Raw genomic sequence first — 25,132 nt, forward strand, 5'->3', positions numbered from 1 at the left:
GATCTCGATTTCATCACGATGGATGAAGAAGCCCGTCTGTGATTGCAATCACAGACCGAAACGGGTTGTCTTTAACGAATGGCTATAAACCAAGTACTACCCATGTCTACAGTCGCTGATCAGGTGGGATGGCTAGCCGCCATCGAGGACGCCATAGACGCCGTCTTCGAGCCGATCGCGGAGGGGTTCGCTGCAGTTGTCTTCGTTCCGATCACTATCGGCGAGGTCAGCTTTCCGGTGGTGGTTGCGTGGCTGATCGCCGCCGCCGTCATCTTCACGATCTACTTCGGCTTCATCCAGTTCCGCGGCTTGAAGGTCTCCTATGAGGTCATCCGAGGGCGCTATTCATCCAAGGATGACCCGGGAGAAGTTCCGCACTTCCAGGCTCTGACGTCGGCATTGTCCGGCACCGTAGGGCTTGGCAACATTGCCGGTGTCGGCGCAGCAATGGCGCTGGGCGGGCCCGGTGCAACCTTCTGGATGATCCTCGCCGGCCTCCTCGGCATGTGTACCAAGTTCGCGGAGTGCACACTCGGCGTGAAGTACCGCGAGGTCCATCCGGATGGCACAGTGTCGGGCGGCCCGTTCAAGTACCTACCGATCGCGTTCGCCAAGTTCGGCAAATGGCCGGCGAAGATCCTGACCGGAATCTTCGCGGTTGCGATCCTCATCTTCGGCGTCGCGGGCGGCAACATGTTCCAGGCCAACCAGACCTTCGCCCAGGCGCAGGAAGTCACTGGCGGCACTGACGGGTTCCTCGGGAACGCAGGCGCTGCACTGATCTTCGGCATTGTCCTGGCCGCTTTGGTTGGTGCCGTGATCCTCGGCGGCATCAAGTCCATCGGCGCGACCACCAGCAGGCTCGTCCCGGCCATGGCCATCATCTACGTGACCGCATGCCTTTTCGTCATCATCGTGAACATCGGCCAGGTCCCCGCAGCATTTGGCGCGATCATTGAAGGTGCGTTTGCCCCCGCAGGTATGGCCGGCGGCATCGTCGGCGTCATGATCGTGGGCTTCCAGCGTGCAGCCTTCTCCAATGAGGCAGGCCTTGGCTCAGCTGCGATCGCGCACTCGGCAGTGAAGACCCGCCGCCCGGTCAGCGAGGGCTTCGTCGCAATGTTCGAACCGCTCATCGATACCGTTGTCGTCTGCACTATGACCGCACTGACGATCGTCATTGCCGGTGCACCAAGCCTGCAGGCTGGTATTGACCAGGTGCAGGGCGGAGGCGATGCGCCCGACGGCGTGATCCTCACATCCGATGCATTCGCCACGGTGATCGACTGGTTCCCGATCGTTCTTGCCGTAGCCGTTGCGCTGTTTGCCTTCTCCACGCTGATCACCTGGTCCTACTACGGACTCAAAGCGTGGGAATACCTGTTCGGGCGCAGCAAGACCTCGGAAGTCATCTACAAGATTGTCTTCCTGTTCTTCACTGTGACCGGTTGTGTCTTGACCTTCGGCCAGGTCCTCAGTTTCGCGGACTCGGCGCTCTTCGTCTGTGCGTTCGTCAACCTGCTGGGTGTATACATGCTCCTGCCGGTAATCAAGCGCGAAATGAAGGCTTACCTTGCGGACCGCAAGAGCGGGAAGCTTCTGGAACTGGGCACCGAGCCCGAGGACCGCGAAGCCACCGTCCGCTAAACCTCAAGTCCCTTCGAGGTGCCCGCCGGATCGGCTGTTCCGGCGGGCACTGCCATGTTCCGGGCAAGTTGCCCTGCCCAACGTTCCCAGTGAAAGGGATGATTCACTGGGAACGAACGGTTCCTTCCCAATGAACGTCCGCTTTCGGTGGGAGGAACGGCCAGCACGACGACGGCGGACAGGTTCTGTCCGTGCCAGCACCTAGACTTAAAGGCACCATGGATTTGCTTTTCGACCCGCACCTCAGCACACCCGCAGCCGGCAGGCGCGGCGCGCCGTCGTCGTCCCCTGACTCGTCGGAGCATCACCGCCGCGGGGGGCATGTCGATGAGGCCCGCGCGAAGGAACTCCTGGCGGGGCTCAACCCGCAGCAGGAGGAGGCGGTCAAACACAGCGGATCGCCGCTGCTGATCGTGGCGGGGGCGGGTTCCGGGAAGACCCGGGTTCTCAGCCACCGTATTGCTTACCTGATGGCTACCGCGCGCTCGCATCCGGGCCAGATCCTCGCGATCACGTTCACCAACAAGGCGGCCGCGGAGATGCGGGAGCGCATCGAGGGCCTGGTGGGTGAGGTTGCCAAGCGCATGTGGATCTCCACGTTCCACTCTTCCTGCGTGCGGATCCTCCGACGTGAAGCAGCGTCCATCGGGCTGAATTCCAACTTTTCCATCTACGATTCGGCGGACACCCTCCGGCTCATCACGCTGGTTGCGAAGGGTCTGGACCTCGATCCCAAGCGGTTTGCGCCGAAAGCAATCCAACACAAGATCTCGGCCTTGAAGAATGAGCTCATTGATGAGGAGTCCTACGCGTCCTCGGCCAACTACTCGGACCCGTTCGAGCAGGCAGTGGCAGAGGTGTACAAGGGGTACGCTCAGCGGCTCCGTCAGGCCAACGCCATGGACTTCGATGACCTGATCGCCCAGACGGTGTTCATGTTCCGTGCCTTCCCGGGAGTCGCCGACTACTACCGCCGGCGGTTCCGGCATGTGCTGGTCGATGAGTACCAGGACACAAACCACGCCCAGTACGCGCTGGTCCGGGAGATTGTCGGCGTCCAGGGCGAAACGGTTGACGAACCCGCCGAGCTGACCGTGGTCGGCGACTCGGATCAGTCGATCTACGCCTTCCGAGGGGCGGATGTGCGCAACATCGTGGAGTTCGAGAAGGATTACGCGAACGCCCGCACCATTCTGCTCGAGCAGAATTACCGGTCCACCCAGAACATCCTCAACGCGGCCAACGCGGTAATCTCCCGCAACCCAAACAGGCCCGAGAAACGGCTGTGGACTGCCGAGGGCAACGGCGAGAAGATTGTCGGTTACGTCGGCGAGAACGAACACGAGGAAGCTCGTTTTATCGCAGACGAGATTGACCGTCTGCAGGATCAAGAGGACTTGCGGCCCGGCGACGTCGCAGTGTTCTACCGGACCAACGCGCAGTCGCGGTCCATCGAGGAAATCCTCATGCGCGTCGGGCTGCCCTACAAGGTGGTCGGTGGAACGCGCTTCTACGAGCGCAAGGAGATCAAGGACGCGCTGGCCTACCTTCGCGTGCTGGTGAACCAGGACGACGTCGTCAACCTGCGGCGCATCCTGAACGAACCCAAGCGTGGCATCGGCGACCGGGCAGAGTATGCAATCGCAGCGCTCGCCGAACGTGACCGCGTCAGCTTCATGGAGGCACTGCGCCGTGCGGACGAGGCGCCGGGAATGGCCACGCGATCGGTCAACGCTGTCGCTTCTTTCGTGAAGCTGATCGACGATCTTGCGGAGGTGGCATCCGGTTCGGGCGCCTCAGCGGCACTTGAAGCCGTCCTGGAGCAGACCGGGTACCTGGCGCAGCTGCGTACCAGCACAGATCCACAGGACGAATCACGCGTGGAGAACCTCGCTGAACTGGTGGCGGTTGTCCGCGAATTCGAGCAGGAGAACCCGGAGGGCGCGCTCGGTGAGTTCCTGGAGCAGGTCTCACTGGTGGCGGACGCAGACCAGATTCCGAATGCTCCGGCAGGCTCGGACGAGGACGTCGAGAAGGCCGTAGCCGAGGCACGCCGGCAGGGCGTTGTCACACTGATGACCCTGCATACGGCGAAGGGACTTGAGTTTCCGGTGGTTTTCCTCACCGGCATGGAACAGGGAATCTTCCCGCACCAACGTTCGGCAACCGATCCCGCTGAGCTCGCCGAGGAACGCCGTCTGGCGTACGTCGGCCTGACCCGTGCACGGAAGCGGCTGTACATCACGCGCTCCGAGGTTCGCAGCCTGTGGGGTCAGAGCCAGTACAACCCCGCAAGCCAGTTCGTGGGTGAGGTGCCGGAGGAGCTCATCGACTGGAAGCGTGAAGGAAGTGCACGACCGGCTTGGACTGGAGGCCAGAGCATCAACGGCCCTCGATTCAGCGGCTCCTACTGGGGAGCCGGTGGCGCCTCGGGCAATGATTCCGGTCGCGGTCTGCCCGGCAAGGCGGCAGGCAGGGTGCAGCCCCAGAAGGAAGTTGTCGCAGTGTCCGCGGGAGACAAGGTCAACCACACCACCTTCGGCAACGGCACCGTCCTCGCGGTGGAGGGCGCCGGGGACAAGATGGTCGCCAAGGTGAAGTTCGACATCGGCGAGAAGCGACTGCTGCTGCGTTACGCACCGCTCACCAAAGTGGGTTAGTGCGACTATGAAACCGGTCATCGGGGGAGTCCGGGCGTGTGCCAGGGCGCGCGTCGTCGTCGTAATCTTGGCTCTGACTGCGCTGCTGACGGTGAGCGGATGCGTCGAGATTCCCATCAGCAATCCCACTCCCAGCCTCGCACCGGAGCTCAGCCCGCTCGAGGAATTGGTAGCCATGCCGGAGGTTCCCGTCACCGAGCTTCAGCAGCTCGACGGGGACGTGGCCGCGTTCCTGACACAGGACCGCAATACGTACTGCGCCATCACCACTGAGCAGGGCGGGATCATCAATTCACCCGTGGACCCGCGGCTCTCCGGCGGAACACGCGATGACACCCTGCTTGCCGTCCCAGCGGTGTACTGCGAACTCGCTCGTTATCCCGAACCTGCCGAGGTGACAGACGATTGCCATGGCACCACCCTCGGGTTCAAGGGCGGCACTGTCCTGCTCACGGCGGATGGTGTCACTTACGGCGGTTGCCGGGTGGGAATGACCTTGATGGAAGCCCAACTGGGCCCCGGCACCGGGGAGAGTGAGCACGCGCTCACGCGGCTGCCCGTCCTCGCGGATGACGCTGCCGTTGAGCTGAAAGGCTTCCGGTGCGGGCGGGCGACTGACGGACTCGTCTGCGTGCACGCGGAATCGGGTCACGGGTTTGTGGCGTCGGCCGCAGGCTACGAAATCTTCACGCCGGAGGAAGCGCCGGAAAGCGCCTCCGAAGAGGCTGCGGAACGGTAACCGAAAGGGTTACTTTTCTACAACTCATAGAACTGTGTGCTTACTCACGAAACAGGTACTCTGGGGAAGGCGTTTCGAGCCAAGGGGCTAGAGTTCCCTGTGTAAACCTACTTCGACGTAGAAGGACACTAGATAAGTGGACCTGTTTGAATATCAGGCGCGCGATCTATTTGAGGCTCACGGCGTTCCCGTGCTTGCCGGTATCGTGGCGCAGACCCCCGAAGAAGCAAAAGCAGCAGCCGAGAAAATTGGCGGCGTTGTTGTCGTCAAGGCGCAGGTCAAAGTTGGCGGCCGCGGCAAGGCCGGCGGCGTGAAGGTTGCCAAGACCCCGGATGAGGCCCACGAGTATGCCTCCGCGATCCTCGGCATGGACATCAAGGGCCACACAGTCCACAAGGTCATGATCGCCCAGGGCGCGGACATCGCCGAAGAGTACTACTTCTCAGTGCTGCTGGACCGCGCCAACCGCAACTACCTCGCAATGTGCTCGGTTGAGGGCGGCGTGGAAATCGAGCAGCTCGCGGTCGAGCGCCCCGATGCTCTTGCGCGGATCGCCATTGATCCTTCCGTCGGAATCGACAGGGCGAAGGCAGACGAAATTATAGAGGCCGCCGGGTTCGCTCCCGAGCTGCGCGAGGGCGTCGCCAACACCATCCTGAAGCTGTGGGACGTCTTCGTGAAGGAAGACGCCACCCTCGTTGAGGTCAACCCGCTGGTGAAGACCGGCGCCGGTGACATCCTTGCGCTGGACGGCAAGGTCACCCTCGATGAGAACGCTGACTTCCGTCAGAAGGGGCACGCTGCCCTCGAGGACAAGGACGCCACGGATCCCCTTGAGGCCAAGGCGAAGGAAAACGACCTCAACTACGTCAAGCTCGACGGCGAAGTGGGCATCATCGGCAACGGTGCCGGCCTGGTCATGTCCACGCTCGACGTCGTTGCCTACGCAGGCGAGAAGCACGGCGACGTGAAGCCCGCCAACTTCCTCGACATCGGCGGTGGAGCGTCGGCTGCGGTCATGGCAGCCGGACTGGACGTCATCCTGAATGACAGCCAGGTCAAGAGCGTCTTCGTGAACGTCTTCGGTGGAATCACCGCCTGTGATGCAGTTGCAAACGGCATCGTCAAGGCGTTGGAGATCCTCGGCGACAAAGAGAACAAGCCGCTGGTTGTGCGTCTTGACGGCAACAACGTCGAAGAGGGTCGCCGTATCCTCGCCGAGGCCAACCATCCGATGGTCACCCTCGCCGACACCATGGATGAAGGTGCCGACAAGGCCGCTGAGCTGGCGCACGCTGGCCGCTAAGCCCTTCGGGACCAAAGGATTAAGGAACAGACATGTCAATCTTTCTGAATAAAGATTCCAAGGTGATCGTCCAGGGCATCACCGGCGGCGAGGGCACCAAGCACACCGCTCTGATGCTGAAGGCAGGCACGCAGGTTGTCGGCGGCGTCAACGCACGCAAGGCCGGAACCACCGTCACACACGGCGAGGTCACACTCCCGGTGTTCGGCACCGTCAAGGAAGCCATCGCGGAAACCGGCGCCGACGTCTCGATCATCTTCGTCCCGCCGGCGTTCACCAAGGACGCCGTTGTCGAAGCAATCGACGCTGAGATCGGCCTCGTGGTCATCATCACCGAAGGCGTGCCGGTACAGGACTCCGCCGAGTTCTGGGCCCTGGCCAAGTCCCGCGTTGATGCCAACGGCAAGCAGATCACCCGCATCATCGGCCCCAACTGCCCCGGCATCATCACCCCGGACGAGGCGCTGGTAGGCATCACCCCCGCGAACATCACCGGGAAGGGCGGCGTGGGCCTCGTGTCGAAGTCCGGCACCCTGACCTACCAGATGATGTACGAACTGCGTGACCTCGGCTTCTCCACCGCCATCGGCATCGGCGGCGACCCGGTTATCGGAACCACCCACATCGACGCCCTCGAGGCGTTCGAAGCGGATCCCGAGACCAAGGCGATCGTCATGATCGGCGAAATCGGCGGTGACGCTGAAGAGCGCGCAGCCGAGTTCATCAAGGCAAACGTAACCAAGCCGGTTGTCGGCTACGTTGCAGGCTTCACTGCTCCCGAGGGCAAGACCATGGGCCACGCAGGTGCCATCGTGTCCGGCTCGGCCGGTACCGCACAGGCCAAGAAGGAAGCGCTCGAAGCCGCCGGCGTGAAGGTCGGCAAGACGCCGTCCGAGACCGCCCGCCTGCTGCGCGAAGTCTACGCAGGGCTCTAACACTCCACGAACGACGACGGCGGCCGTCACCTTCCAAGCGAAGGTGGCGGCCGTCGTCGTCGTTTTGTTGTAGGCATCTAATGGCCTACTGACCCCGCACGGCGTAACAAACCTGGACGGACCACACCCATGGTTTGATGATTACCTGTTGCCGACGCGACGACGGCAAGGGAGGACTGCCCGCCAATGAATGACCGAATCACGCTGCGTTTCCTCGCCTCACCCACGGACGTCTCGGAGGACGGCACCACCGTGCAGGCGGGTCGGGTTCTCGAATGGATCGACAAGGCGGGCTATGCCTGCGCCACCGGGTACAGCGGCGGCTACTGTGTCACCGCGTACGTCGGCAACGTACACTTCACGAGGCCCATCCGGAACGGTGACCTCATTGAAGTCGATGCCCGGATCGTTCACACGGGGCGATCGAGTATGCAGGTGGTGGTCACGGTCGATGCCGCCGACGTCCGGGATCGGGTGTTCCGGCCCGCAATGGACTGTGTCCTCGTGTTCGTCGCGATGGATGAGGACCGCCGCCCGAAGCAGATACCGCCGTGGTCGCCTACGGATGAGGAGTCTTCCCAGCTCGCGGAGGGAGCCGCAGGCAGGATCGCGGCGCGGAACGAGATCCGCGACGCCATGCACGCCCAGGCCTACACGGACGCCGGCACAACCCCGCGTGAGCAGTTCCGATTCCTGGCTGCGCCGTCGGACGTGAACTGGGGCGGGAACGCACACGGCGGGATTGTGATGCGCTGGATCGACGAAGTGGCGCGTGCCTGTGCGATGTCGTGGTGCGGACGGGACTCCGTGGCGGTCTACTCCGGCGGCATCCACTTCCTGAATCCCATCCACATCGGCGACCTCGTTGAACTCGAGGCCCGGCTCATCCATACCGGCCCGCACAGCATGCACATCGCGGTCCACACCCGCGCCCGTGACCCGCGCGGCGCGCAGTGGCGGCGCACCACCCTGTGCATGACCATCTTCGTCACCCGCGATGAGACGGGCGGCGCCGCCGACGTTCCGCAGCTGCCGCTTCACAGCGACGAGGACCGCCGACTCGACGCCCACGCCCTCGACCTGGCGCGCCGTCGTGCGGAGCTGGCGCCGCTGCGGTTCGCCGTCGAACGCACGTATCACGGGAGCGGCCGGAGCCGGTAGCGCCCGCTCGCGCAGGACGCGCTCTGGAAGAACGACGACGGCGGTGCCACCCGCCGCCGTCGTCGTCGTTCCTTTCTTGCAGTTCTGCAACCTTGCACTTGTGCAACAATATGGTTGCGTGAGACAATCATTCGGTGAGTCAACTAGTTTCCCTTCGCACGCGCAAGCGCAATGAAACCTGGACAGCACTGCACGACGCCGCGGCCCGGCTGACGCTCGAAAAGGGCCCGGACAGCGTCACCGTGGAGCAGATCGCCACGCTCGCCAACGTCTCGCCGCGCACCTTCTTCAACTATTTCGGTACCAAGGAAGACGCGATTCTTGGCCTGCAGGAGCCAAGCATCGATGAGCAACTCCTTGAGGAGTTCTCGGCTGACCATGACCTTCTTGAGCAGGTCTCCCGGCTGCTCATCGCCGTCGTGCACTCCACCGAGGGCGGCGAGCCGGAAGCGAGCCTGCGGCTCGAGGTAATCACCGCGTATCCGTACCTGCGCCAGCGCCGATTCGCCTACTTCCTGCAGGTCGAGCAGTTGGTCCGTGAGGTGGTCGCGGAGCAGATCGCGGCGACCGGGCGGTGGCAGGCGGCACTCAGCCGGCACTCGGCGGAGGACGTCGCGCGGATGATTGTCCTCGTGGCGGGAGCCCCGATGCGCTACGCGATGCAGCAGGCGGCTGACTCGCCCACAATCCACAACCAGTTCCAGGCCCTTGACGGAGCCACCGCACTTCTCCGAGAGGTCCTTGAGGAAATTCGATGACAAGTACTGCTACCGCACAACGCAAAGAATCCGGATTGCTCCTGCTGTTCGTCGGCCTGATGCTTTCCATGCTGCTGGCCGCACTGAACCAGATGATCCTCAGCACGGCGCTGCCCACCATCGTCGGCGAGCTCAGCGGCGTTGACCAGATGCTGTGGGTCATCACGGCGTACATTCTCGCCGCGACGATCGTCATGCCGATCTATGGGAAGCTCGGCGACCTGATCGGCCGGAAGAACCTCCTGCTGCTGGCGATCGTCATCTTCATGGCCGGCTCAGTTGTGGGTGGGCTCGCGCCGAACATGGAGTGGCTGATTGCGGGCCGCGCGTTCCAGGGGCTCGGCGGCGGCGGGCTGATGATTCTCTCGCAGGCCATCATTGCCGACGTCGTTCCCGCCCGTGAGCGCGGAAAGTACATGGGCGCCATGGGTGGCGTGTTCGCGTTCGCCTCGGTGGCCGGCCCGCTGCTGGGCGGCTGGTTCACGGAGGGTCCCGGCTGGCGCTGGATGTTCTGGATCAACATGCCGCTGGGGGTGCTGGCGATCGTAGTGGTGCTGTTCTTCCTGCATCTGCCTGCCCGTGAGCGTTCGCATCCGCATATTGACGTCACGGGAATGGTGCTGCTGGCGATCGCGACAACCTCCATTGTCCTCGTGGGCACCTGGGGCGGTACTGAATACGAGTGGCTCTCCATCCAGATCCTCGGCCTGTTTGCCGTCGCCGTCGGCAGTGCCGTGCTGTTTGTACTCGCCGAGCGTCGGGCGAAGGAACCTATCCTCCCGATGAGCCTCTTCCGGGAACGGAACTTCGTCCTCACCACCGCGGGCGGGCTGATGATCGGCGTCACCATGTTCGGCGCGATCGGGTACCTGCCCACCTACCTGCAGATGGTGACCGGGGCAAGCGCGACCAACGCCGGGTTGCTCATGATCCCGATGATGGGTGCCCTGATCCTGACCTCCACCGGGTCCGGAGTCCTGGTCAGTAAAACCGGCCGTTACAAGTGGATGCCCATCGCGGGTTCGCTGGCGGTCACCGTTGCGCTGCTCCTGCTCTCAACCATCACCCCGACGACGCCGGTATGGATCATCTGTGTGTACATTGCCATCATGGGTGCCGGGCTGGGCCTGAGCATGCAAATCCTCGTGCTGATCGTGCAGAACACCTTCCCCAACCGTGTGGTCGGGACAGCAACGGCGTCGAACAACTACTTCCGGCAGATCGGTGCAACCCTTGGCTCGGCCATTGTGGGCAGCCTCTTCACGGCGCGCGTGAGCGAACTCCTGCTGGAGCGGCTCCCCGCCGCCGGTTCCGCCCTCGACGGTGGGGCCAACTCCCTGACGCCGGCCGTGGTGAACTCCCTGCCGGATGCACTGCAGTCACCGATCATCCAGTCCTACAACGATGCGCTGACTCCGCTCTTCCTCTACATGGCGCCGCTTGGCGTGATTGCGGCGATCCTACTCTCCTTCGTGCAAGAGAAGGAACTGTCCACCGTGATTGAACGGGACACCAAGGTCGAGCGGGATGCAGGTATTGTGCCCGCGCAGCCCGCCGCGCGCTGAGCTCCTGCGGCCCGCTCAAACCCCTGCATCGAGCGGGCGCTGATTACCGTTCTCGCGCTGAGATCCCGTTGTTAGCGCCCGCTCGATGGAGAATGTACCCATGACATCCCCATATTTCATACGCCGCGAACGATTCATCGCCGCCCCCGCCAGCGCCATCTTCGAGGTGCTGGCTACCCCGGCGCTGCACAGCGTCATCGATGGCTCAGGTACGGTGACGGGGGAGCAGCCCAACGGGCCGGAGCGTCTGTCCAAGGGAGCCAAGTTCGGCATGGACATGAAGATCGGCGCACCATACAAGATCCTCAACACCGTGGTCGAGTTCGAGGAAGACCGCCGGATCGCCTGGCGGCATTTCTCCCGCCACGTCTGGCGCTACACGCTTGAACAGAACGACGGCGGCACCACGGTCACCGAGGAATGGGACGCAACTGAGGTGCCCTGGAAGCCGATCCTCAAGGTTCTCGGCTTCACCAGGAAACACCCGGCGTCGATCGAGCGGACCCTCGAAAAGCTCGACGAATATGTGACCAAACGCTGAGCGGTTTGGGGCGGTGGCCAGGACAAAGGCCAGCCGGCATGACCCGACTGATCGACCATGAGGAAGTAAGCATCCTTAGTAGATCAAGGAGAAGTAGTCAATACCTCAGCCGAGAAACGATGAAAAGATTTTTTAGGTAACGATTCTATAAATCCGTTGCGATAGTCAGCATGCTTATGTTCTTCTGGGATGGAACTTCCGGCCTCCGTCCCACGCAAGAGGTGAAAGCATGCGCACAGCCGAAAATCTATCGGATTCCCCGAGCACCCATTCACGTGCCCAGCGCAGCGACGGGCGGCTCCGTGCCGCGATTCACGAAGAGATGGCGCTGGACCATCTGCACGTCGCCGATACCATTGCGCGGGGTTTTTCCGCTTTCAGCTACGACGCCGCTGACATCCGGCAAGTGGCGTACATGGGACTTGTGAAGGCCGCGCAACGTTTCGATCCGACCATCGGTGTGGAGTTCTGCGCCTATGCGGTGCCGACCATCCGCGGGGAGGTGAAACGCTACCTGCGGGACTGCAGCTGGATCATTCGTCCGCCACGCGAACTGCAGGATCTCAAGTCTGAGGCCATGAAAGCTTCGCAAACCCTCGCACAGCGGCTCGGCAGGGAGCCATCCATCGCAGAGCTAGCCGAAGAGCTGGACCGGAGTCCCGCCGTCGTCGTCGAAGCGCTCGCGTGTGCCGGATGCCAGCGTCCGGAGTCTATCGATGCCTCCCCAGGCGCATTTACCTGGGCGGACACCCTCGAGGCGGAGGGCGACGACTTCGCCCGCAGCGACGAGGTCCTCTCGCTGCGCGCTGCAGTTCGGGAGCTCTCCGAAAAGGAGAAAGAGTTGCTCTTCCGGCGTTACTTTCACGAGGAAAGCCAGGAACGCATAGGCCAGCGCCTGGGCATGACCCAGATGCAGGTTTCGCGGCTGCTCGCGCGCACCCTGGTCAAGCTGCAGAAACGGCTGCTCGCGCAGGTTCCTCCGGGAGCCGGTTACAGCAGTACAACCCACTCGGCGTAGAAGATGACGAGGCCGACAGCTACGAACAAGCCGGCGATGATCCAGAAGCGGGCCACCACGGTGACCTGCTCCCAGCCCTTCAACTCGAAGTGGTGATGCAGCGGGGTCATCCGGAAGACGCGTTTACCTCCGGAGAGTTTGAAGTAGGTCACCTGAATGATGACGGACAGTGTGATCATGACAAACAGGCCCGCCAGGATGACCAGGAGGAGTTGGGTGCGGGACAGGATCGCAAAGCCGGCAATTGCGCCACCGAGAGCGAGTGACCCGGTGTCGCCCATGATGATCTTCGCCGGCGAAGTGTTCCACCAGAGGAATCCAACGAGTGAACCGCATAAGGCGGCGGCGATCAGGGCCAGGTCCAGCGGATCACGCACTTCGTAGCAGATGTTCGCGGGGACGCTCGGATCAGTGCATCGCTGGTTGAACTGCCAGATGCCCATCAGCATAAACGCGCCGAAAACGAAGATCGAGGCGCCAGTAGCAAGGCCGTCCAGCCCATCGGCAACATTCACGGCGTTGGATGTAGCGGTCAGGATGAACGTGGACCACAGGATGAAGAGGATCGCACCGATCAGCGGGCCGGCGAAGGCCAGGTCAATGGCCGTATCCCGGACAAACGAAATAGCGGTGGAGGCTGGTGTGCGCCCGTTTTCGTCGGGAAAGTTGAGCGCGAGGATGGCGAACGCTACCCCGACAAGAATCTGGCCGATGATCTTTCCCGGGCCGGTAAGGCCGAGGCTGCGCTGCCTGGAAACCTTGATGTAGTCGTCAAAGAAGCCCACCACGCCCATGCCAACCGTGACCAGAAGCAGCAGCAGGCCAGAAGCCGTTGGACCGTTCGATTCGCCGGAGAGCAGCATGATTCCGTGCGTTGCAAAGTAGGCGATGACCACGGAGCCGATGATCCACACCCCGCCCATGGTGGGGGTACCGCGCTTGGTGTGATGTGAGGTGGGGCCGTCATCCCGGATGAACTGGCCGTAGTTCTTCCTGACCAGGAAGCGAGCCAGCACCGGTGTGCCGAGCAGCGTCAGGATCAGGGCCAGAGCAGCAGCAATCAGCAGCGCAATCACGAAAAAGGTGCCCCCTTCAGTTCCCCGGACTGAGTCCGCCAGCTTCGGTCTGCAACTGAGGTTGACCGTCCGGCGCCGCCGCCGGTTCGCTTGACGCCGATACTATCGGATCACCTTCAGGCGTTAGCGCCGGACAGGCCGCCTACAGCACACCCAGGTTTCTTGCGGCGTCCAGTACATCCGCGACACTCACGGCAAGCAGCGCCGGGTCCGGCTCCTCAGCGAAGGTCCGGCCGAGCCGCCTGGACTCATCCGTCAGCACAACATGCGGACCCGGCGGCGGTCCCCATTCGCTCTCAGGCGCGGGCCCGAACAGCACGACGGACGGCCGCGCGTACGCCGAGGCCAGATGCGCCGCACCGGTATCGGCTGAGATCACAAGCGCGGCTTCGGCAACCACCGCCGCGAACTCGAGCAGGCCCAGGCTCCCGGCGACCACGGCTTCCGCGGGCAGCCCGGCGGCCTCCTGGACGGCGACGGCGCGCGGACGCTCGCTTGCACTGCCCGTCAACAGCACGCGGTGGCCGGCATCGGAGAGCTTCCGCGCGACGTCGGCGAAGCGCTCGACCGGCCACAGCCGGCTACCGTACGCAGCACCGGCGTGGACGACGACGGCGCCCGCGGCTGCCGCCTCCACCGCAGGGGAAGCAAGCCGGTAGTCGAGCGGGTCCGCCTCCACCCCGTGCGCCGTCAGCAGGCGCGTCCAGCGGTCGCGCTCATGCAGGCCGTCCAGCCAGGCGGGCCCGCCCCACCCGGGGGCCGCGTGGCCGATCCGGCGTGCAGGTGCGAGGGCTTCGAGCCGTCCGCGGCTTTGCGGGCCGCTGCCATGGAGGTTGACCGCGACGTCGATCCGCCCGGGAGGCAGCGCCAGCGGTTCATCCAGGCCGTGGGTGGGCAACAGAGCATCGACGCAACCGGTCAGCAGGACGAGCGGCTCCAGCCAACGCTGGGCGGCGTAGAGGATCCGGTGGTCGGGGAATGCCCGTCGCAGCCCCCGCAGGGCAGGGACCGCGACCAGCAGGTCACCCAGTTTCAGGGCGCGCAAGACCAGTACTTCCGGGCGTCCGTCCGGTTCCAGGAACTCTCCGGCTGCTTCTGGCTGCATATACGGATCCTGCCAGAAATCAACTTCTTCTGCCGGAAGTGTTTAGGCGCCGGCGAGTTCGGGAACAGTGCGGGTATGAGTTGCACACCGAAGGCCGTCCTCCTGGATCGCGACGGCACCCTGGTGGTCGACGTGCCATACAACGGCGATCCCGGGCGGGTCGAAGCCATCCCGGGCGTGGCTGGCGTGCTGGACGATCTCCGTGCTGCGGGACTGCCCCTCGGCGTTGTGACCAACCAGTCCGGCATTGCGCGCGGACTCATTACCCGTGAGCAGGTGGACGCCGTGAACGCGCGGGTCGATGAACTGCTTGGCCCCTTCGACCTCTGGGAACTGTGCCCGCACGGACCGGATTCCGGCTGCGCATGCCGGAAGCCTGCACCCGGAATGATTCTCAACGCCTGCGAACAGTTGGGTCTGGACCCCTCGGAGGTGGCTTTCATCGGCGACATCGGCACGGACGTTGAGGCCGCCGTCGCCGCCGGAGCGATCGGCGTGCTGGTGCCCACCTCCGTAACACGGCAGGAGGAGATCGACGCCGCGCCGCTGGTTGCCGCGGACCTCGCCTCTGCGGTGAGCCTTCTGACGGGGGAGGGGCGCAGATGAGCGGCCGGGTGCTTGTGGCAAGGCTGGACAGCGTCGGTGATGTGCTGCTCTCCGGCCCGGCCGTCAGGGCTGTCGCGGCGAACAGCGCCGGCGTCGTTATGTTGTGCGGGCCGCAGGGCGCGCCGGCGGCCGAGCTTCTTCCGGGAGTGTCCGACGTCGTCGTCTGGAACTGCCCCTGGATCACCGCCCCGGCGCCGGAGGTGACGCGCGAGCATCTGGATACCCTCGTCGACGCCATCCAGGACGCGCACATTGCCGACGCCGTTATCCTGACCTCGTTCCACCAGTCCCCGCTGCCGCTGGCGATGCTGCTGCGGTTGGCCGGGGTGGAGCGGATCACGGGAGCGTCCATCGACTATCCCGGGAGCCTTCTGGACATCCGGCTGAAGCCCGGAGAAGACTTTCCCGAGGACCAGCCCGAAGCTGAACGCGCCCTCGGCATCGCAGCCGCTGCGGGTTACCGCCTGCCCAACGACGACGACGGCCGCCTCCACGTGCATGACGTCCCGGACACCGCCGGGCTGACGGGGGAGGAACCCTACGTCGTCCTGCACCCCGGAGCGGCAGTTCCGGCCCGTGCGTGGCCCGCCCTGCACCACGCAGCGCTCGCGGAGCTGCTCATTGGAGCCGGGTATCGCGTGGTCGTCACCGGCGGACGCGGTGAGCGGGAGTTGACCGCCACGGTTGCCGGACCCGACGGCGTGGACCTCGGCGGCCGGACCGATCTGCGGACGATGGCCGGCGTACTGGCGGGAGCGTCCGCCGTCGTCACCGGCAACACAGGACCAGCGCACCTGGCGGCCGCCGTGGGCACCCCGGTGGTAAGCCTCTTCTCCCCGGTGGTCCCCGCCATCCGGTGGGCTCCATATCGGGTGCCGCTGGAACTTCTCGGCGACCAGCAGGCGCCGTGCAGGCAGACGCGTGCGCGCACCTGCCCCGTCCCCGGCCACCCGTGCCTGACGAAGGTGACCCCGGAGGAAGCCTTCGCCGCGGTGGAGCGGCTGGTCGCCGGTGTGTCGTCCCTGGCCAGCAGACAAGCGGCGAGAAAAGAAACGAGGCACGCATGAAAATCCTGTTGTGGCATGTACACGGCGGCTGGACGGATGCCTTCGTCCGCGGCCCGCACCAGTACGTGCTTCCAACAACGCCCGACGGCGGTCCGTGGGGGCTGGGGCGCGCCGGGCGCGACTGGCCGGAATCCGTGATCGAGGTGGCTCCCGAGGATCTGCGGGACCAGGACTTCGACGTGGTGGTGCTGCAGCGCACCGAGGAGCTCACCGAGTGTGAGCTGCTCCTCGGACGACGCCCGGGCCGGGATATTCCGGCAGTTTTCCTGGAGCACAACACGCCCAAGTCAGACATACCCTCGACCAGGCACCCGCTGGCCGGCCAGGCGGAGATTCCGGTTGTCCACGTCACCCACTTCAATGACGTTTTCTGGGACTGCGGGATAGCGCCCACCATGGTGGTGGAACACGGCATCGTGGATCCCGGCCACCGCTACACCGGAGAGCTGGACCATCTGGCAGCCGTGGTCAACGAGCCCGTCCGGCGTGGAAGGGTCACGGGAACGGATCTCCTTCCCCGGTTTGCCCGGGCTGCGCACCTGGATGTGTTCGGCATGGGCACTGGGAAACTGCCGGCAGCCCTCGGCCTCGGGCCGGACGAGCTCACCGTGTGCGGGGACCTTCCGACTCCTTCGCTGCACGCAGAACTCGCGCGCCGACGTGCCTACGTGCACCCGATGCGCTGGACCTCGCTGGGGCTGTCCCTGCTGGAGGCGATGCACCTGGGGCTTCCCGTCGTCGCGCTGGCCACCACCGAGGCCGCTCGGGCCGTTCCGCCGGAGGCCGGTGCCATCTCCACGGATGTCGACGAATTGTGCGCCATGGTTCGGCTGTTGATGGAGGATCCCGACGAAGCCCGCGCCAGAGGAACGGCGGCGCGGCAGGTAGCGCTTAAACGCTACGGCCTCGATGCGTTCCTCGAGGCCTGGAACGGGGTCCTGGCACGAACCGCGGAACGTACCCGCAAACTTGCAGTTCCTGAGAGGAGAGCACAGTGAGAATATCCATGGTGTCGGAGCACGCAAGCCCGCTGGCTGCACTGGGAGGCGTCGACGCGGGCGGGCAGAATGTCCACGTCGCGGCGCTCTCCAGCGCCCTGGCCCGGCGCGGCCACAGTGTGAGCGTGTACACACGCCGGGACAGTACCGACCTCCCGGAGCGGGTGCAGGTCAGCCCCGGATTGGAAGTGGTCCACGTTGATGCCGGTCCGCCGGAGGTAGTGCCGAAGGATCAGCTGCTGCCCTACATGGGTGCGCTCGCGGAAGGCATGGCCGCCGACTGGGACCTCGCCCCTCCTGATGTGGTGCACGGTCACTTCTGGATGTCGGGACTGGCGGCCCTGGACGCGGCCGGCAGGGAACAGTTTGGGCACTCCATCGCGGTACTGCAGACCTTCCACGCCCTCGGGACCGTCAAACGGCGCCACCAGGGCCGTGCGGACACCAGCCCCAAGGAACGCGAATGGCTCGAGCCGTCAGTGGGCAGGAACGCGGACCGGGTGATTGCAACCTGCTCGGACGAGGTGTTCGAACTCAAGGCGATGGGCGTGGACGGGACCCGCGTCTCGGTGGCGCCGTGCGGCGTCGACCTCGGCCTGTTCGGCCTTGACGGCCCGGTGGAGGAGCGCGGGCGGAAACATCGTCTCGTCACGATCGGCAGGCTTGTCCCGCGCAAGGGCGTGGACCTGGTGATCCGTGCTTTGCGGGAGCTGGCGGACAGGGGAATGAACGACGTCGAACTCGTGATCGTGGGCGGAGCCGGTGAGGCCTCCAGGTTGGACGAGGACCCTGAGGCGCGCCGGCTGCGGGCGTTGGCGCAGGATCTGAACGTGGCGGACCGCGTGGTCATGCTGGGACAGGTGCCGCGCGAGCGCATCCCGACCCTGCTGCGCAGCGCCGACGCCGTGATCTGCGCGCCGTGGTACGAGCCCTTCGGCATAGTGCCGCTCGAGGCGATGGCCTGCGGCGTCCCGGTGATTGCGGCGGCGGTGGGCGGCCTGATCGATTCGGTGGTTGACGGCCAGACCGGCCTGCACGTACCCCCGCGGGACTCCGAAGCGCTCGCGGACGCGATCGGACAGGTGATTGCCGATCCGGACGCCGCACGCGAATTCGGCCGCGCCGGCCATGCGCGCGTTCACGCACGGTACTCCTGGGACCGGATAGCACTGGATACAGAGAAGGTGTACCAACTGACCCTCAACCAGGCGAGCGGAACTTCCGGAGCACGACGACGGCGCGGCGCACCATCCGGGCGCGTCCTGCGGACCGCGGGTCTGCAGGCCTCTGGAAGGAGCGCCCAGTGAGCGCCGAACGCCTTGCACTGTTCCGCCCCGGACGCCGGCAACCACTGGCTCCGGTGCCCCCGCCCCCGCCGGTTCCGCTGACTGACGACGACGCCGGCGCCGCGGCACTGGAGGCTGTGCTGGGCCACCTGCAGCAGGTGCTTCCCGCCGTCGAATCCCTCATGTCCTCGGCCGCTCTTCTGGCCGACTGGGGCGTGGAGCTGGCCGGGCGCCTTCTTGGGGGCCAGCGTCTGCTCGCTGCCGGAAACGGTGGGTCGGCGGCTGAGGCACAGCACCTGACGGCGGAGCTCGTGGGCAGGTTCGACGGCGAACGGGAACCGTTCTCCGCGATTTCCCTGCACGCGGAGTCCTCCGCGGTCACCGCAATCGCGAACGACTACGGGTACGAGAACATGTTCGCCCGCCAGGTGCGTGCCCACGGGCGGAACGGCGACGTCCTCATGCTCCTGAGCACCAGCGGTAAGAGCCCGAACCTGCTGCGTGCCGCCGAAGCCGCACGCGAAACCGGTGTCACCAGCTGGGCGCTGACCGGTCCGGGTCCCAACCCCCTGACCGACGTCTGCGACGAGCATGTGGCAGTGGACGCGCGGTCCGCCAACGCCCAGGAGGGCCACCTGATCGCCCTGCACGCGCTGTGCCGGGCATTCGATGCCGAAGTGGCACGCTGCCGCGGACGGGAGGCCTAGATGAACATTGTTGTGGTCGGGGACGTGCTCCTCGACGTGGACCTCTCCGGAGACGCCGGGCGGCTGTGCCCGGATGCGCCGGTTCCCGTGGTCGATGTATCGAACGCCCGGCGACGGGCAGGTGGTGCGGGGCTGGTGGCAAGCATGCTGCACCGGGACTTGCACGCCCGGTCCGGTTCCCGCCTGCAACTGGTCACCGTCCTGTCCGACGACGACGCCGCCTGGCGCCTCCGCGAAGAGCTCGGCGACATTCCGCTCACCTGGGGTCCCTCCGGCGCGCCCACCCCGGTCAAGACGCGTGTCCGCGCCGGCGATCAGGCGGTGGTGCGCTTCGACGAGGGATGCGGTGCTGCCCCCACCCCCGGCGTCAGTGCGGAAATGCTGGGCTTGGTGGAGTCGGCCGACGTCGTCGTCGTCTCTGATTACGGGCGCGGGCTAACGGCCAACCCTGAGCTGCGCGGACTGCTGGAGCGAATGGCCGTTCGGGTGCCGGTGATCTGGGATCCGCACCCGTCCGGCGCTGACCCCGTTCCCGGTGTTGCGGCGGTGACGCCGAACCTCGCCGAGGCGCTGAAGGCGTCCGGGGCGTCGGGACCGTCGGGACCGTCGGGACAGTCGGGCACGGGGGGAGGGGCCGACGTCGTGCGCGGCGCCGCCGATGCCGCCCACGCCCTGCAGCAGCGGTGGAGGAGCCGGGCGGTTATCGTCACGCTGGGGAACCGCGGCGCGCTGATCCATCGTGAGGGCGAGAACGGTGAGCTGCCGCATCTGGTGCCCGCTCCGGTAGTCCAGGTGGACGATCCGTGCGGGGCGGGGGACCGGTTCTGCGCGAGCCTTGCCCTGCGGCTCGGGGCGGGCGCTGACCTTGCTGATGCTGCCCAGGACGCGGTTCGGGATGCTGCGGAGTTCCTCGCAGCCGGCGGGGTTTCGTCCCTGACTGTGGACCCGATGCCCACCGCGCTGCGGGGTCCCGCCGTCGACGCGCTCCAGGTTGCCCACACCACGCGGGAGGCGGGCGGAACCGTGGTTGCCACGGGTGGGTGCTTCGACCTGCTCCACGCGGGCCACGCCCGAACCCTCGCCGCGGCGCGCCGGTTGGGCGACTGCCTGATCGTGTGCCTGAACTCGGACGAGTCAGTGCGCAGGCTCAAAGGTTCCGAGCGGCCGATTATGGGCGAAGAAGACCGCGCCGAGCTCCTCGCGGCCCTGGAATGCGTTGATGCCGTGTACATCTTCGGCGAAGACACACCCGAGGAAGCCCTGGCCACTCTGCGGCCCGACATCTGGGTCAAGGGCGGCGACTACTCGGCGGCGGACCTGCCGGAAGCGGCGCTTCTACGCTCCTGGGGTGGCCAGACCGTCACCGTCCCCTATATACCTGCCCGATCAACCACTTCCCTGGCCGCGGCGCTCGCCGAGGTTGGGTAACTCAGGAGAAAGGACTTACATGTCTACTTTCAACCCCGGACGCGTACTCGTCACCGGCGGTGCCTCAGGACTCGGCGCAGCGGTTGTGGCGCGCGTTCTTGAGTCCGGCGGCACCCCTGTGGTGCTGGACCGTGACATCAGCGGGACCTCGGGCGTGAAGGCGCTCGAGGTGGATGTCGCCGACCGCGAGGCCGTGACCCGCGCGGTGCAGGAGGCGGCGGAGACGCTCGACGGTCTTGACGCCGTCGTCACCGCCGCTGGGATCGACCGGTGCGGACGCCTGGAGGACGTGCCGGCGGATCAGTGGGAGAAGGTGCTCGCGGTCAACCTGTTGGGTACGGTTTCCACCGTGCGTGCCGCGTTGCCGTATCTGAAGGGCTCGCATGGTCGGGTCATCACGATCGCTTCGACGCTCGGAATCCGGGCGGTGGGGGATGCGACGGCATACTGTGCGTCGAAGTTCGGCGTTGTCGGGTTCAGTCATGCTCTCGCTGCCGAGATGGCCGGGGAGGTTGGAGTGACCACGATGATTCCCGGGGGCATGGAGACCAAGTTCTTCGACGACCGCGACGAGAAGTACAAGCCGCAGGACAACTCACGGCTCAACGATCCGGCGCGGGTGGCCGAAGCAATCCTGTTTGCCCTGTCGCAGCCGCGTGGGTGCGAAGTGCGCCAGATGCTCATCTGCCACGAGGAAGAGGGGTCATGGCCCTAACGTAGTGCCGGCAGCAGAAGGCGTCTCCCGTCGTTGGACACAAAAACTGCCCGGACGTTCAGGACTGCCGGTTCGAACCGGCGCATCTGAACGGACGGGCAGTTTCCTTGCGGCTCGGTCAGTCTGCGCCGTCCATGCTGGAACCACCGTTAAGTGGTCCTGGCAGGAGAAGGCGTCTTCCGGAGTACGTCGACGAGTGGGGTCCAGAGCTTCTCCAACCGAGCCTTCCAGGGCAGTGCCATTTTGCCCGCCTGAAGCCTGAATTGCAGCTCGTCCAATGACACCCATTCGGCGGCGGCCACCTCGTCCGGGCAGAGTGTCAGTTCGATTCCTTGTCCGGCAGGCGCCGTGTAGAAGTCCATCAGTGCCGAGGTCTCGCGAAAGCGCTCCACGAAGATCAAACCGTTGGAGGGAATCTGTTGGCCGGTTTCTTCACGAAGCTCCCGCCGAGCGGCATCTTTGCTTGATTCCCCGGAGAACGCACTTCCGCCGGGGAACTCCCAGGTTAGGGGGAATTCCTTGGTGGCTGATCGTTGCGTAAGAAGAACTGCACCATCATGTCGGTAAATACACGTTGCAACGATGAGGTGGAAGCGGCCGGAAGGCCAGTCAGGGTCTCCTGCCCGGTCGGATGCCCGTGTCCATCGGTGACGTCCCACCACTCATCGGAACCGGGCGCATGTGGGGCGCTGGAAGAACTCATTAGGTCAGCATATGGCCTTCATCATTGATGCTGCCTAGACGGTTCTGCGCCTACATAGATGGGAAGGCCTGAAGCTCGGTGAGCCATGGGTGATCCGGATGGGCGACTTGCAACGCTGACCTGAGCCAGAGTCGGTCCAAATCGTCCAGCAAGGGTAGGCACGATTCGAAGTCCGCTTGGTCCTTGGGCCGTAATCCGGGTGCTTTGTGTAACAGTTGGACTTCGGGCCTCAGATAGTCGACTCCATCGAGGTTCCAAAGAATCTCCCCGGTTGCGCGACCTACACGTCCATCCCGTTTGTAGGTCCACATCGAATCGGTTGTGTCCATGAGAACGACGTCGTATTCCCACGGCTCGGCTCCACCCGCACGCAACCAAAGGTTGCTGCACGCTGATGGAATCGGTTCGTTGACTTCATCGATCAAGGGGCGAAGGGTTCCTCTATCAGCAGCCCACACATCCAAACGGGTGCCGAGGTACCGTCGCAGGAGGGCGACGTCTGACCGCGGGATGCTGACGTCCAAGTCGCCATGTGATCGGTGTATCCCGGTGAAGGCTTCGATTGCCCACCCGCCGGCGATCCACCACCGTCCGGGGTAGCCGCTGAACAACTCGACCGCATCAGCCGGTACGCGATGACGCCAGGGTCCGTACAGTCGAACGATCTCCTCGGCGTTGAGCACTCTCCAAGTCTAGACAGCTCATCATTGTGCCCTGCTGAGAAGCGATCGGCTCACGGCCCCTGTTTCCTTGCGTCACTATCATGAAGAACGTGAGTCGTGTGGTGTTCATGTGTGGTCCGGCGGGGTCTGGCAAGTCAACGTGGGCCCGACGACTGGAGGACGAGGGCTTTATCAGGCTGTCGATCGATGAAGAGGCGTGGATCCGCGGCCACAAGAGTCATCCGCTTTCAGCCTCCATTGCCCGAGCGATTGAGGACCACCTCCGAAACCACTTGGTCAGTTATGTGAACGCAGGCAGGGACGTTGTCCTCGACTTCTCGTTCTGGTCGCGAGCGATGCGGAACGACTACCGGCGCCTTCTAACCCGGTTGGGAGTCACACCGGTGACGGTGTACCTTGCGACTCCGCGAAACGTAGTTCTTGAGCGCATGCGGGCTAGGAGCGGCACTGCCCCGAACGAGGTAAAGCTGAGCGAGGAAACAGCGGCCGAATACTTTGACGCGTTCGAGCCTCCGACCGCGGAAGAGGGCCCGCTGCACATCATTCGCTAGCACGCTTGGCTCGAGCGGCTACGCCGGATGCACCTGACCCGTAAACTCGCGCACATCCGTGTAGACGGCTTCGGACTGGATTTGCTGAACGAACGATTCGTCATGCTCACACCGTTCAGCGGTCCAGCCCACCTGGGTAACGTCCACGCCGCACACCGGACACTCGATCACCCACGCGATATGAACCCGATGCAGCATACGGCCCATTGCACCGGCGCTGATGACGTTGCCCGCCCAGAAGATCCCGACCGTCGGCGCGCCAACGGCCTGGGCGAGATGCCGCGGACCGCTGTCATTCCCGACGACGACCGACGCTACGGACGCCGCGGATCCGTTGCGCCTGGGTGAATCACCACGAGTGGTCGGCTGCGCTGCCCCATCAGGAGTATTCCTGCAGCCTTCTCCTGTTCGGTGACGGTGAACCGCGGCTCAAGGGCAACCGGAGCGGCACCCGCAAGGCCAACCACTTCGAGGGCGCGCAGGAACTCGTTCTGGTAGTAGATGTAGCGCAGGTTACGGTCGAGGGCCGGTGCGTCCGGAGTCCGGGTTCCGCCGGTGTGGTGTGCGCCGAGGGAAAGCAGGAACGGGTTCAAATTGCGGCCGCCGCCGTGGATCGATCACGTTTACGCTCAGGATCCGGGCGGTCGGCGATGCGACCGCCTACTGTGCGTCGAAGTTCGGCGTTGCCGGGTTCAGTCATGCCCTCGCGCCCGAGAGGCCGGGGAGGTTGGAGTGACCACGATGATGAGGGTTCATGGCCGTAAGCTCGCGCACGTCTTACACTCCTTTGAAGGAGGTCAGCCGTGCGAACGATCCGTTCTCTTGGTGCCCTCGCGTTCCTGACTGGAAGCGCGTTGTTCACGAACGGATGTGCGCCTGCGGCTGAGGGAGACACATCCAGCCTGGCCTTCATTCAACGGGAGGAACGAGGCGGCGATTCCTCGGGGTTGCAAGGCGTGCTGCATCGCGAGAACGGCTGTACCTTCCTTGAAGACCCCCAAGGTGACCGATGGGTACCGATCTTTCCTAACGACACGGCACTATGGGAGAACGATGAACTCGTATTTCAGGGTGCCGCCGCGGATGTCCTTAGCGCCGAAGTTGGAGATACGGTGATGCTGGGTGGCGGCCGGGCACAAGGGGGCGCACCGGAGGAAGCGACTATCCCACCTGGATGCCAGGGTTTCGGGTTTTTCTGGGTCAACCGACGCTGAGCACCTGGCTGGACGCGCCGTGCGGGTTAGGCGAGGCTCTCGAACACCAGGTCCGCTGGCACACAGTAGGGTGAGGCACTATGTCGGTTACCTTTACGCGTATTGATCCTGTCGGAGACGATCATGAAGCGCTCATCAGCTTCATGATGCGCAACGAATTCCCTTTCCATGTTCATTCTCACCTCACCCGCGAGCGGGTGGAAACCTCCATCGCTGAAGGGCGCTTTCGCGATGAAGACAACGACTCGTTCTGGATTGACCACAGCGAGCATGGACGTATTGGCTTCTTCCGGTTGGAGGACCTCAGTGAGGGTAGCCCGTTGTTCGACCTTCGCCTTGACGGTCCCTTCCGCAACCGTGCCCTCGGAGCAGAGATTTTGCGGGCGGCCACACACCATGTCTTCACGACAATGCCGACAATCAACCGATTCGAGGGGCAGACGAGAGAGGACAACGTCGCCATGCGTAAGATTTTCCTCCGCTGCGGTTGGCTCAAAGAGGCCCACTACCGCGAAAGCTGGCCCGGTGAAAATGGCACGCTGCTCGCTTCGGTTGCGTACGCCATCCTTCGGCGCGACTGGGAAACAGGGCAAACAACGACCTTCACCTGGGAAGACCTCACCGTGTAACCGCCGCCGGGAAGGCTTGGCCGCCACCGGAAAG

The 25,132-nt window shown here is 64.5% G+C and carries 25 protein-coding genes and 2 pseudogenes; 20 read left to right on the forward strand and 7 right to left on the reverse strand.

Annotated elements, in window-relative coordinates:
- Positions 1-102 precede the first annotated feature (102 nt).
- From ACX80C_RS10790 to ACX80C_RS10835, 10 genes are all read left to right on the forward strand, one after another.
- Positions 103-1,647 carry an alanine/glycine:cation symporter family protein gene (locus ACX80C_RS10790; protein ID WP_459326466.1) on the forward strand — a complete coding sequence of 515 codons (1,545 nt, stop codon included), beginning with the start codon at positions 103-105 and terminating at the stop codon, positions 1,645-1,647.
- A gap of 218 nt (positions 1,648-1,865) precedes the next feature.
- Positions 1,866-4,307: a DNA helicase PcrA gene (gene pcrA / locus ACX80C_RS10795; RefSeq protein ID WP_459326467.1), complete on the forward strand. Its 2,442-nt coding sequence runs from the start codon at positions 1,866-1,868 to the stop codon at positions 4,305-4,307.
- Between the two features lie 7 nt (positions 4,308-4,314).
- Positions 4,315-5,046 (forward strand): hypothetical protein, encoded by a 732-nt coding sequence (locus ACX80C_RS10800; protein ID WP_459326468.1) that lies wholly within the window; start codon positions 4,315-4,317, stop codon positions 5,044-5,046.
- Positions 5,047-5,182: 136 nt separating this feature from the next.
- A complete protein-coding gene (sucC, locus tag ACX80C_RS10805; protein WP_459326469.1) occupies positions 5,183-6,352 on the forward strand; it encodes an ADP-forming succinate--CoA ligase subunit beta in 1,170 nt (389 codons plus the stop codon).
- Positions 6,353-6,384: 32 nt separating this feature from the next.
- On the forward strand, positions 6,385-7,287 hold the full coding sequence (sucD, locus tag ACX80C_RS10810; protein ID WP_459326470.1) for a succinate--CoA ligase subunit alpha: 903 nt from the start codon (positions 6,385-6,387) through the stop codon (positions 7,285-7,287).
- A gap of 186 nt (positions 7,288-7,473) precedes the next feature.
- Entirely contained in the window at positions 7,474-8,448 is a 975-nt protein-coding gene (locus ACX80C_RS10815; protein ID WP_459326471.1) for an acyl-CoA thioesterase, read from the forward strand.
- Between the two features lie 134 nt (positions 8,449-8,582).
- Entirely contained in the window at positions 8,583-9,206 is a 624-nt protein-coding gene (locus tag ACX80C_RS10820) for a TetR/AcrR family transcriptional regulator (RefSeq protein ID WP_459326472.1), read from the forward strand.
- Positions 9,203-10,771, forward strand: coding sequence for an MDR family MFS transporter (locus ACX80C_RS10825; protein ID WP_459326473.1), 1,569 nt, complete (start codon positions 9,203-9,205; stop codon positions 10,769-10,771). The genes ACX80C_RS10820 and ACX80C_RS10825 overlap by 4 nt, the downstream gene beginning before the upstream one ends.
- A 100-nt stretch (positions 10,772-10,871) precedes the next feature.
- Positions 10,872-11,312: an SRPBCC family protein gene (locus ACX80C_RS10830; protein ID WP_459326474.1), complete on the forward strand. Its 441-nt coding sequence runs from the start codon at positions 10,872-10,874 to the stop codon at positions 11,310-11,312.
- Positions 11,313-11,541: 229 nt separating this feature from the next.
- Positions 11,542-12,330, forward strand: coding sequence for a sigma-70 family RNA polymerase sigma factor (locus ACX80C_RS10835; RefSeq protein ID WP_459326475.1), 789 nt, complete (start codon positions 11,542-11,544; stop codon positions 12,328-12,330).
- On the opposite strand, the gene mraY is transcribed toward ACX80C_RS10835, so the two are convergent.
- A complete protein-coding gene (gene mraY / locus ACX80C_RS10840) occupies positions 12,303-13,406 on the reverse strand; it encodes a phospho-N-acetylmuramoyl-pentapeptide-transferase (RefSeq protein ID WP_459326476.1) in 1,104 nt (367 codons plus the stop codon). The genes ACX80C_RS10835 and mraY overlap by 28 nt on opposite strands.
- Positions 13,407-13,548: 142 nt before the next feature.
- On the reverse strand, positions 13,549-14,511 hold the full coding sequence (locus ACX80C_RS10845) for a glycosyltransferase family 9 protein (protein ID WP_459326477.1): 963 nt from the start codon (positions 14,509-14,511) through the stop codon (positions 13,549-13,551).
- A gap of 75 nt (positions 14,512-14,586) precedes the next feature.
- Here ACX80C_RS10845 and ACX80C_RS10850 point away from each other — a divergent pair, with 75 nt between their 5' ends.
- The 7 genes from ACX80C_RS10850 (at position 14,587) to ACX80C_RS10880 (ending at position 21,318) form a co-directional block, all read left to right on the forward strand.
- Positions 14,587-15,117, forward strand: a complete 531-nt coding sequence (locus ACX80C_RS10850) for a D-glycero-alpha-D-manno-heptose-1,7-bisphosphate 7-phosphatase (protein WP_459326478.1) — start codon at positions 14,587-14,589, stop codon at positions 15,115-15,117.
- Positions 15,114-16,184, forward strand: coding sequence for a glycosyltransferase family 9 protein (locus tag ACX80C_RS10855; RefSeq protein ID WP_459326479.1), 1,071 nt, complete (start codon positions 15,114-15,116; stop codon positions 16,182-16,184). The genes ACX80C_RS10850 and ACX80C_RS10855 overlap by 4 nt, the downstream gene beginning before the upstream one ends.
- The gene (locus ACX80C_RS10860) at positions 16,181-17,182 is read left to right on the forward strand and encodes a glycosyltransferase (RefSeq protein WP_459326480.1); all 1,002 of its coding nucleotides are present in this window, start codon (positions 16,181-16,183) and stop codon (positions 17,180-17,182) included. Before ACX80C_RS10855 ends, ACX80C_RS10860 begins: the two co-directional genes overlap by 4 nt.
- Positions 17,179-18,489, forward strand: coding sequence for a glycosyltransferase (locus ACX80C_RS10865; protein WP_459326481.1), 1,311 nt, complete (start codon positions 17,179-17,181; stop codon positions 18,487-18,489). The genes ACX80C_RS10860 and ACX80C_RS10865 overlap by 4 nt, the downstream gene beginning before the upstream one ends.
- Positions 18,490-18,566: 77 nt before the next feature.
- On the forward strand, positions 18,567-19,175 hold the full coding sequence (locus ACX80C_RS10870) for a D-sedoheptulose-7-phosphate isomerase (protein WP_459326559.1): 609 nt from the start codon (positions 18,567-18,569) through the stop codon (positions 19,173-19,175).
- Positions 19,176-20,603, forward strand: a complete 1,428-nt coding sequence (locus ACX80C_RS10875; RefSeq protein WP_459326482.1) for a PfkB family carbohydrate kinase — start codon at positions 19,176-19,178, stop codon at positions 20,601-20,603.
- Positions 20,604-20,622: 19 nt separating this feature from the next.
- Entirely contained in the window at positions 20,623-21,318 is a 696-nt protein-coding gene (locus tag ACX80C_RS10880) for an SDR family oxidoreductase (RefSeq protein WP_459326483.1), read from the forward strand.
- Positions 21,319-21,467: 149 nt separating this feature from the next.
- Here ACX80C_RS10880 and ACX80C_RS10885 read toward each other — a convergent pair whose 3' ends face one another.
- Genes ACX80C_RS10885 through ACX80C_RS10895 form a run of 3 tightly spaced genes read right to left on the reverse strand, consistent with a single transcriptional unit; the run spans position 21,468 to position 22,704 of the window.
- On the reverse strand, positions 21,468-21,902 hold the full coding sequence (locus tag ACX80C_RS10885; protein ID WP_459326560.1) for an NUDIX domain-containing protein: 435 nt from the start codon (positions 21,900-21,902) through the stop codon (positions 21,468-21,470).
- On the reverse strand, positions 21,824-22,021 hold the full coding sequence (locus ACX80C_RS10890; protein WP_459326563.1) for a hypothetical protein: 198 nt from the start codon (positions 22,019-22,021) through the stop codon (positions 21,824-21,826). Before ACX80C_RS10890 ends, ACX80C_RS10885 begins: the two co-directional genes overlap by 79 nt.
- A gap of 50 nt (positions 22,022-22,071) precedes the next feature.
- Positions 22,072-22,704 (reverse strand): nucleotidyltransferase domain-containing protein, encoded by a 633-nt coding sequence (locus ACX80C_RS10895; protein WP_459326484.1) that lies wholly within the window; start codon positions 22,702-22,704, stop codon positions 22,072-22,074.
- A gap of 80 nt (positions 22,705-22,784) precedes the next feature.
- Between ACX80C_RS10895 and ACX80C_RS10900 the strand changes: the two genes are divergently transcribed.
- Entirely contained in the window at positions 22,785-23,255 is a 471-nt protein-coding gene (locus tag ACX80C_RS10900) for an AAA family ATPase (protein WP_459326485.1), read from the forward strand.
- 18 nt (positions 23,256-23,273) lie between these two features.
- Here ACX80C_RS10900 and ACX80C_RS10905 read toward each other — a convergent pair.
- Together ACX80C_RS10905 and ACX80C_RS10910 are read right to left on the reverse strand one after the other, a co-directional pair.
- Positions 23,274-23,525: pseudogene (locus ACX80C_RS10905) on the reverse strand (glycosyltransferase family 9 protein); the annotation flags it as partial.
- 44 nt (positions 23,526-23,569) lie between these two features.
- A complete protein-coding gene (locus ACX80C_RS10910) occupies positions 23,570-23,848 on the reverse strand; it encodes a hypothetical protein (RefSeq protein ID WP_459326486.1) in 279 nt (92 codons plus the stop codon).
- A gap of 32 nt (positions 23,849-23,880) precedes the next feature.
- On the opposite strand from ACX80C_RS10910, the pseudogene ACX80C_RS10915 reads away from it, so the two are divergent.
- Positions 23,881-24,002: pseudogene (locus ACX80C_RS10915) on the forward strand (short-chain dehydrogenase); the annotation flags it as partial.
- A 547-nt stretch (positions 24,003-24,549) separates the two neighbouring features.
- A complete protein-coding gene (locus ACX80C_RS10920) occupies positions 24,550-25,098 on the forward strand; it encodes a GNAT family N-acetyltransferase (RefSeq protein ID WP_459326487.1) in 549 nt (182 codons plus the stop codon).
- The last annotated feature ends 34 nt before the right edge of the window (positions 25,099-25,132 follow it).

The organism is Arthrobacter tecti (assembly GCF_054511355.1).